The sequence below is a fragment of the Desulforamulus putei DSM 12395 genome (genome assembly GCF_900129195.1).
GTDB classification, from domain to species: Bacteria; Bacillota; Desulfotomaculia; order Desulfotomaculales; family Desulfotomaculaceae; genus Desulfotomaculum; species Desulfotomaculum putei.
In genome coordinates this window covers 1-8,045 of record NZ_FQUY01000046.1, presented here as the reverse complement: position 1 = coordinate 8,045, position 8,045 = coordinate 1, and the positions used below count along the sequence as shown (strand labels likewise).

8 protein-coding genes and 1 pseudogene are annotated in these 8,045 nt (G+C 46.9%); 6 read left to right on the top strand and 3 right to left on the bottom strand.

The features are described from left to right. The first annotated feature begins 369 nt into the window (after positions 1–369). From BUB67_RS15505 to BUB67_RS15480, 5 genes and pseudogenes are all read left to right on the top strand, one after another. Positions 370–1,428 carry a site-specific integrase gene (locus BUB67_RS15505; RefSeq protein ID WP_159431858.1) on the top strand — a complete coding sequence of 353 codons (1,059 nt, stop codon included), beginning with the start codon at positions 370–372 and terminating at the stop codon, positions 1,426–1,428. Further along, positions 1,421–2,389 carry a tyrosine-type recombinase/integrase gene (locus BUB67_RS15500; protein WP_073240271.1) on the top strand — a complete coding sequence of 323 codons (969 nt, stop codon included), beginning with the start codon at positions 1,421–1,423 and terminating at the stop codon, positions 2,387–2,389. The genes BUB67_RS15505 and BUB67_RS15500 overlap by 8 nt, the downstream gene beginning before the upstream one ends. Beyond that, on the top strand, positions 2,386–3,387 hold the full coding sequence (locus BUB67_RS15495) for a tyrosine-type recombinase/integrase (RefSeq protein WP_073240270.1): 1,002 nt from the start codon (positions 2,386–2,388) through the stop codon (positions 3,385–3,387). The genes BUB67_RS15500 and BUB67_RS15495 overlap by 4 nt, the downstream gene beginning before the upstream one ends. 149 nt (positions 3,388–3,536) lie before the next feature. Further along, positions 3,537–3,764 (top strand): annotated as a pseudogene (locus BUB67_RS15490) (transposase domain-containing protein); the annotation flags it as partial. Positions 3,765–4,064: 300 nt separating this feature from the next. After that, the gene (locus BUB67_RS15480) at positions 4,065–4,433 is read left to right on the top strand and encodes an ATP-binding protein (protein WP_238457088.1); all 369 of its coding nucleotides are present in this window, start codon (positions 4,065–4,067) and stop codon (positions 4,431–4,433) included. Between the two features lie 76 nt (positions 4,434–4,509). On the opposite strand, the gene BUB67_RS15475 is transcribed toward BUB67_RS15480, so the two are convergent. The 3 genes from BUB67_RS15475 to BUB67_RS15465 are packed head-to-tail and all read right to left on the bottom strand — an operon-like array spanning position 4,510 to position 7,743. Beyond that, positions 4,510–5,529, bottom strand: coding sequence for a site-specific integrase (locus BUB67_RS15475; RefSeq protein WP_073240269.1), 1,020 nt, complete (start codon positions 5,527–5,529; stop codon positions 4,510–4,512). Next, positions 5,526–6,509, bottom strand: coding sequence for a tyrosine-type recombinase/integrase (locus tag BUB67_RS15470; RefSeq protein WP_073240268.1), 984 nt, complete (start codon positions 6,507–6,509; stop codon positions 5,526–5,528). The genes BUB67_RS15475 and BUB67_RS15470 overlap by 4 nt, the downstream gene beginning before the upstream one ends. Further along, positions 6,496–7,743, bottom strand: a complete 1,248-nt coding sequence (locus BUB67_RS15465) for a site-specific integrase (RefSeq protein WP_073240267.1) — start codon at positions 7,741–7,743, stop codon at positions 6,496–6,498. Before BUB67_RS15465 ends, BUB67_RS15470 begins: the two co-directional genes overlap by 14 nt. 132 nt (positions 7,744–7,875) lie before the next feature. Between BUB67_RS15465 and BUB67_RS15460 the strand changes: the two genes are divergently transcribed. Further along, the coding region (locus BUB67_RS15460; protein WP_338011681.1) for an ATP-binding protein at positions 7,876–8,045 on the top strand (170 nt) is incomplete at its 3' end.

The window sequence follows — 8,045 nt, the reverse complement described above, 5'->3', positions numbered from 1 at the left end:
GCACCCCGCGGGGTGTTTGTGAACAGCCAGTTTTTTCGGTTATGTTCTTGAGCACATAACCGAAATTATGTTTAGTCCCTTGTTATGTGCAGTGAAGCCGTAGACAGTATCAGAGAAAGCTTTAGTTTGTGGTAGAAAAAGGGTATTGGGCCAATTTTACTCCCAACATAATAGTGCCACCTGTTATAATGTGGAAAACAATAGGAGGGTTACACGATGGGAGTAAAACAATCATTGCCAGATCCGATTGAGGATTACCAATCGTTTATGGTGGAGGACTATAGACCGAGCACAATTACGCGATACTCGAAGATCGTACGGCATTTTCTTGAATGGCAAAATACTTGTGGCGCTCAGCAATTCGTATCCATGGAATCAATGATGCAGGAGTATATGAATCCCCATTCATCCATTAATCATCGCCAGAAGGACATGAAAAGCGTGGCTGCCGCCATCCGTCTCTACTATTACTTTCTCACACGCAAAAAGCTGCCTTCCTGCTTACCACCAGCCCAGAACAAATCCATTGAATGTCATGTCGATAAATATGTTTCCTATCTGGCCCAAGTTGCAGGACTTACAGAAGCAAGCATGCAATCCCGTAAAAACTATATTACAAGGTTCCTATATTACGCCTTTGGGGAACAAGAAATATCCCCCTTTACCCTGTCAGTGGAGACAGTCCAAGCCTTTCTGGCGACGGAACTACAGCACCTGCGTCCCACATCCAAGAAATCCGTTATAGGAATCATTCGGAGCTACTTCCGTTATCTCCAGTTTATTGGGATCGAAGTTGATGCAGGGGTGCTGATGATCCCCTTATCCGTGCCGGTATGGAGACTGTCCAGCGTACCGAAAACCGTCGGCTTGGATGAGATCAACCGGATCCACGCCTCGTATGATCGCAATACGGTCGTGGGAATCAGGGACTATGCAATTGTGATGTGTTTCACGGAGCTGGGGTTACGGGCCATGGAAGTGGCCCACATTAAGCTGGATGATGTGAACTGGCGTGAGGGAACAGTCCTCATCAGAAACACCAAGACCCATCAAGACCGAGTGCTGCCTTTGTCCCAACGAATCGGCGAAGCCCTCGTAGAGTATGCCACAAAAGCTCGGCCAGAAACATCCGACCGAACCCTATTTGTTCGTTTTTCTCATCATCGCGGTGAGGCAATGGGCCGCGAGCAAATTCGCGGTACGATACGTCGGGCCTACGCCCGTGCGGGCATGCCTTCCACCATGACCGGCACCCATATTCTGCGTCATTCCAAAGCCAAAGAACTATACCAACAGGGTTCCAGTCTTAAAATAATTGCCGATATTTTAGGGCATGCCTCGATTGATACTACCGTTATCTATACCAAAGTGGACCGGAATGCTCTGCAATGTGTCACCTGCCCGTGGCCGGAGGTGGCCCATGACTAAAAAACATCTCATCACGAGCCAAGTTGAAGAGTACATCGCCTACAAACAGGGAATGGGTTTCCAAATTACAATCGAAGCCGCTGAGCTTAGGAGATTTGCCGCATTTGCCAGAGCTCAGGGACATCAGAGCTCTCTGACAATCGACTTAGCACTGAACTGGGCGTCAGAAAAACCTCATTATACACGATGGTATCGGGCCAGGCGGCTGGAGACGGTGCATACCTTTGCCAAATATGCCTGGGCAGTGGATCCGAACACAGAAATTCCCCCAACCGGAGTTTTTGGAAAATGCCATGGCCGAACCGCGCCCTATATCTACTCGGTAGATGAAGTGATCATGCTGATGAATCAGGCGCGGCAACTGTTGTCACCAGACGGCTTGCGTGCCATGTCCGTTATGACTGCCATTGGTCTGCTCTGGGCAACCGGTATTCGAGTCTGTGAACTATGCCGATTGTTCCGGGAGGATGTCCACTTTGATACCGGGGAACTGCATATTCGGGATACAAAATTTCATAAGGAACGGTACATTCCCATGCAGGTGACGGTACTTGAGGCATTAAAAACCTATGCAGAGTTTCGTGACCATCGCTGCCCTCATAGCACAAACCCTCACTTTTTTCTTTCCACCAACGGGGTGACATTATCCCAGAGAAACCTGGAATACAGCTTTTCCCGGCTACGTTTGTGTCTGTTATCCGATGATAAAAAACAGGGCTGGGGTAGACGTCCGCCACGATTGTATGATTTGAGACATACGTTTGCTTGCAACACAATTATTCGTTGGTATCAAGAAGGTGCTGACGTTAATCACCGACTGCTTCTGCTCTCCACATATCTGGGACATGCCAAGCCAAGCGATACGTACTGGTATTTAACGGGTACTCCTGAACTTCTGGCTCAGGCCGGCGAACGGTTTGAAAACCTGTCGTTGAGGTCTCAGATAGGAGGACGACCATGATACATCATAGTTTCCAATCTATGTTACAGAAATTTTTCCTAGAACGACTAATGAATCAGATGAATGCCTCGCCTGACACCATCAAAGCGTACCGCGATACGTTCAGAATTTTTCTGCGATACATGAATGAAGAAAAGCACTGCGCGCCATCGCAATTGACTCTGGAGATGATTAATGCCGAAAATGTCTTGGACTTTTTGCAATACATCGAAACCGTCAGAAATAATTCAACCAAGACGCGAAATCACCGTTTGGCAGCAATCCACTCCTTTATGAATTATGTTTCCTTTCAAGCCCCTGAATACCTCTCTGTCATTCAGCGTGTGATGAGCATTCCGTTCAAGAAGACCGAGACTAGGCAAGTGGAATACCTGGTGGATGAAGAGGTAGACGCTATTATGCAGGGATGTGATCTCAGCAGTTGGTTGGGTCGACGTGATCGGCTCATGCTGGCTATTTTATATAACACCGGAGTTAGAGTCTCAGAGTTGGTATCCATTAAAAAACGAGACATATCTCTGAATAAAAATGGTACCGGCTCCATTAGAGTGAAGGGAAAGGGACGCAAAGAGCGCAGCCTTCCTCTGTGGAAAACGACCAAACAATACCTGGAGGCATTCCTGAAAGAAACAGAGATACACGAAGACAATTACGTGTTCACGAGTCAGCAAGGGAAACAACTCACGCGTTCCGGGGTGACCTATCGCCTAGCGTGTTTGGTGAAAACCGCTTCAAAGAGTTGCCCGTCGTTACGGCAGAAGCGCGTCACCCCGCATGTGCTTAGACATACAACGGCAATGCATTTGTTGGAGGCTGGGGTAGATATTTCAACCATTGCTATCTGGCTGGGCCACGAAAGCATAGAAACCACCCATAAGTACATGGTAGCCGATTTGCGTTTAAAGGAGCAGGCTTTGGCTCAGACAAAGGAGCCTCAAGCATTGAGATTTCGTTATCAGCCACCAGCCGATATTCTCAGTTTTCTTGATTCGCTGTGATTTATTTATGCTGACATACTGTTCCTTGTCACGGGGGTGATTTTCTTGGTGCTGCAAGAGAAAACTACTCTTGCGGTGCCAAGCCCCATGTCTCACTGCACATAACAAGGGACTAAACATAATTTCGGTTATGTTCTTGAGCACATAACCGCAAAAACTGGCTGTTCACAAACACCCCGCGGGGTGCCAGGGCCAGTGCTGTTATTTACAGCATTGTTGAAACGGCTAAGGAGAATAATTTGAATCCTTTGGCCTATCTCACTTATCTTTTCGAGCAGCTGCCCAACATAGATACCACAGACCCAGGCGAATTAGATAAGCTGCTTCCCTGGTCAGCTACCTTACCCATTGCTTGTCGAGTATATAATAATAATTAATGTTACATGGATCCCCACTTTCCTTGGAAGGTGGGGATTATTTGACGCTTACCAATATATAAAGGACGGGACATCACTTTCGGATGTAGAGAAAAGTATAACTGAACTGTGTAAGATCCACCCAAGCCATGTAACTACGGATAAAATTAAAGCATTGTGCGCTAAACGCCGGGAAAATACCCCGGAGATTGCAATCATTTCACAGGTCGCACAGTATATAACTGACCAAGCTATACAACATTTAAAAATGTACGATAAATTGTTTAATACCCAAAACTTAGAACCCAAGGAGGCCATTGCGTGAGTGCTGCGACCCGTAAAGAGTGGAAAGAAGCCATAATAGAATACAGCAAAGAATTAAAACTACCTGCTATTCGCAAATACCTTGAGGAATATGTTCAAGAAGCCTGTCAGCGTGATGCCTGTTATGAAGAATTTCTGGCACAACTGCTGCAAAAGGAGTGTGATGCAAGGCGGGAGGCCTCACGGTACAACCGTATTCGCCTGGCCCAATTTACCCATAAGAAATATTTGGAGGACTTATCAATTAAGGATCTACCGGAGGACGCACAGAAGAAACTGAAGATACTTAAGACGTTGGATTTCCTTAGGGAAGGGCGGAACGTAATATTAGCAGGTAGTCCCGGCACTGGTAATTATGCAAAGTAATTGCTTATGTCAAGTTGATGGGCACAAACAAGCAATGAGCCTATTTATGCCCTGTTTACTTGACATAATTAAGAGGCTATTGGCAGATCTTCTGTAACCAGCTCAACAAGTCCTGATCATCCTGCCAGGCAGGTACATCGTCAATTACTGTCGGTGAGTAAGCCTGCTCCAGTGCCAGACGTTTCATTCGGGCATCCGCCCTGGCATAGATTTCACTGGTGGTAACACTGGTGTGGCCTAAAAAGTCTCGGATGTAAACCAGATTCACGTTCGCCTGTAAAAGATGCATAGCTTTGGTGTGCCGGAATACATGTGGTGATACTTTATCCGGCAAAAGGATAGTGTTTTGTTCTTTGACAGCATTCACATACTTGTCGATGATGTACGAAACCCCTGCCCGGGTCAGCTTCTGACGACGGCTGTTGAAGAATAACGGGTGATCTAATCTATCAGCGGCAGTTAACCGTCTTTCTTCCAGGTAATCCTTCAGCAGGACAGCTGTCCTGCTCATCAGCGGCACATGTCGCACTTTTCGGCCTTTCCCTCTGAGGGTGATGGTTGCCGGCTGTGTTAACCGGATGTCGCGGACTAAAAGATCCGTTAATTCCTGTACCCGTGCACCAGAATCGTATAGTACTGTTAGAAGTAGCAGATCCCGTCGGCCTGCCGGTGTTTTCCGGTCGGGCTGGTTTAAGATGGCTTCCAGCGCTTCTGTTGTTAGATAGGATACTGCTGGTTTCCCTGTCTTTTTCAGTGGAATGGACAGAATCCGCTGGTACATCAAGAGTCTTTCAGGGGTTTGTGCCTGCACATACCGAAAAAAAGCATGAATGGCTGCCAATCGCTGGTTGCGGGTAGTAATACTGCATTTGCGTTCCGTTTCAATCCAGGCCATAAACGCCAGTATCAGATCATCATCAATGTGCGCCAGTGTTAAACATTCAGGAGAGATGCCTTTTTCTTCCCGGCAAAAAAGCAGTAAAAGTTTGAAAGTATCCCGATAGGAGGTGATGGTGTTTGGACTAAGGTTTCTTTGGCCAGGCAGATAGATACTCAGGTAGTCCGTTAGATATTTGGCAAAATCCGTGGTCTTCATTGGTCATCACCCGGCAGTAAACACCCAAACCTTTCGTCCATGGTTGCCACAATGTCCGGGTAGAGTTCTGCTGTCAGGCGCAGATAATGCTGAGAACTTTTCAGCCCCGTATGTCCAAGGTAAGTGGACAAGTAAGGGAGGGCAACTGTCAGGTCAGTTCCACTGCGCACCCAGCGTTTCAAACAGTGGACTGCGAACACATGACGAAGGTCATGAAGGCGTGGTCCTTTTCCCCTGCCGCCGTGAGAAATGCCTGCTTGCCAAAGAAATCGGCGGAAGTTGTCATAGATGCTTTTTTCACAGTATTGACCGCCATGGGGAGATGGGAAGAAAATGTATTCAGGTTGTTTGATGGGGTGCATCACCTCCATGTAAATGCGACATCTTTCATTCAGCGATGGAGCCATCGGAACAAGTCTGTCTTTGTGAAATTTGGCATTTCTAATGGTCAGTGTTCCGTCTATTGTATTCACATCGCCGACGGTCAAGTGAAGCACTTCCGAAACGCGAAGCCCACAGCCATATAGGATTCTGAACAGCAGCGGGAAGATAAGGTGGCGATACGGGCTATTCGCTACAGGCTGGCACTGGTCCACCTGGTTAAAAAAACGGGCCAATTCTGTTTCGGTAAAAAGATACGGTTGATACTGTTGCGACTTGCTCCGGCCGAGATGGTCCGGATAGATGTAAGCATCGTATCCCAACCGAACCAGGTATCTGGCCAGCATGCGAACGAGCCTGATCCTCCGGCTGTGTGCATCGTCAGACTCAAACAGCTTCTTTTCAGCCCACTGCATGGCAAGCTCTTTGGACAGACAACACTGGCTGTGACCTGTCTCAACACAAAACTCATCGAATCGTTTCAGAGCAGCCGCCTGTTTTTGGTACGCGTACCCAAGAGCCTGATTTTCCAGTACAAACCCTTGTATCGCATCGGCGAAAACGCTGGTGTAAACTGGCTTCCCATTAGATGTTGTCATGATGAAACACCTCATCAGGATCAAGCGCGCATTTGCGCAACCCTTCAAGATCGATTTTCAGATAAACACTGGTGGAAATGGTACTCATATGGCCCAAGATCTCCGAGATCACCGGCAGAGGTGTTTCCTGCTCCAGCAGAACACTGGCCAGCGTATGCCGGAGGGAATGCATCCCCTGTGAAGCCCCTGTCCGCAGCTTGATACCAGCAAGACGTGTGTATTTGGTGATAATGTTATGCAGGTTGGCGTGGGTTCCAAAGGTTTCAAAAGGAGCATGGTGCCGGACAAAGAGGTGAGGGGATTCTGTCTTAGGCCTGCCATTCTTAAGGTAGTCAATGATGGCCCAGCCGATATCGTCCAGTATGGGATAACTCACTGTCTGCTTTGTTTTATGCTGAACAATCTCAATACTCCTGGTTGCCCAATTCAAGTTGGTCAACCTGATTTCTTTAATGTCCTGGACCCGCATGCCCAGCCGTGCCACCATTAACAAAATGGCATAATCTCTTTTGCCGTTGGGATTGCCCCGGTCGACTGACTCAAGAACGCGCTTGACATCTTCAGGCTTCCAGGCGCTTGGAATTTTGGGGAAATGCGGCTGTTTCAGTTTGGGTACATCACTAGATAAATCTTTTTCATGGTAGCCGTTCAGGTACAAAAACCTTAAGAACGATCTCAGCGTTGTCAAAATAGCTGAAATGGATTTTTTGTGATAGCCGGCAATGGTCCTGGTGTAATCTGATAAATGTTGGGCGGTCAGTAATGACAGAGATGTCATCCCGCAATCATCCAGATAGTCAATGAATAACTGCGCTCGATAGATCCGTGTACGCATTCCCTGTTCAGAATAATTTTGGCACACACATTCTTTTTGGTAACTCTTCAGTGCCTCTGCAAACTGAGGTGTCCTTTCATAAGGGGCTTTAGTGGTTCTGCGTCGCAGAATGGCGCCATGCAGTTGATAATCTCCCAATACTCGGATGCAGCGGGCTTGACCCCTAAAAGTGCGGTGCGAAGAGTTTGTGTAGATGTCCAGGTCAAAGTGATGGTGCATCCGTAAATATTTGTTGCCCAGATCTTCTGAATACACTGTTTCGCCTATGCTGTCAGCAAAGGCGATCAACCGGTTGTAAAATCTTCGGTAAGTGTTGCGTGTGTTTTCTGCATAGTTTAATCGTTCTAGCTCTGCCAGTACTTCTGCAACTAGTTTTCTGATGGGGACTTTCGGGTTCATACAATCCCTCCTTCAATATGATGGATGCTTCAGCATCACTTTCATCTTGAAGGATTATGGATAGTATTTCTATCATGAATTGAGCTTTTTCAATTACTTTCGCACTCAACTTGACATAAGCAATTACTTTGCATAATTCGGGCCGGGAGAAAATCCACTATTATCACTACAAACCTTTCTTTTGAGCGATGGGGGGAAATATTCCAAGATCCGGTTATGACTGCAGCTATGATTGACCGTTTAACACATCAATCATACATAATTAATATGAATGGGAATTCCTATCGAATGAAAGAAACAAA

What these genes read in the sequence shown, in the direction of transcription:
- BUB67_RS15505 (WP_159431858.1), top strand. Translation starts at nt 370, where the DNA reads ATGGAATCAATGATGCAGGAGTATATGAATCCCCATTCATCCATTAAT.
- BUB67_RS15495 (WP_073240270.1), top strand. Translation starts at nt 2,386, where the DNA reads ATGATACATCATAGTTTCCAATCTATGTTACAGAAATTTTTCCTAGAA.
- BUB67_RS15465 (WP_073240267.1), bottom strand. Translation starts at nt 7,743, where the DNA reads ATGAACCCGAAAGTCCCCATCAGAAAACTAGTTGCAGAAGTACTGGCA.
- BUB67_RS15470 (WP_073240268.1), bottom strand. Translation starts at nt 6,509, where the DNA reads ATGACAACATCTAATGGGAAGCCAGTTTACACCAGCGTTTTCGCCGAT.
- BUB67_RS15500 (WP_073240271.1), top strand. Translation starts at nt 1,421, where the DNA reads ATGACTAAAAAACATCTCATCACGAGCCAAGTTGAAGAGTACATCGCC.
- BUB67_RS15475 (WP_073240269.1), bottom strand. Translation starts at nt 5,529, where the DNA reads ATGAAGACCACGGATTTTGCCAAATATCTAACGGACTACCTGAGTATC.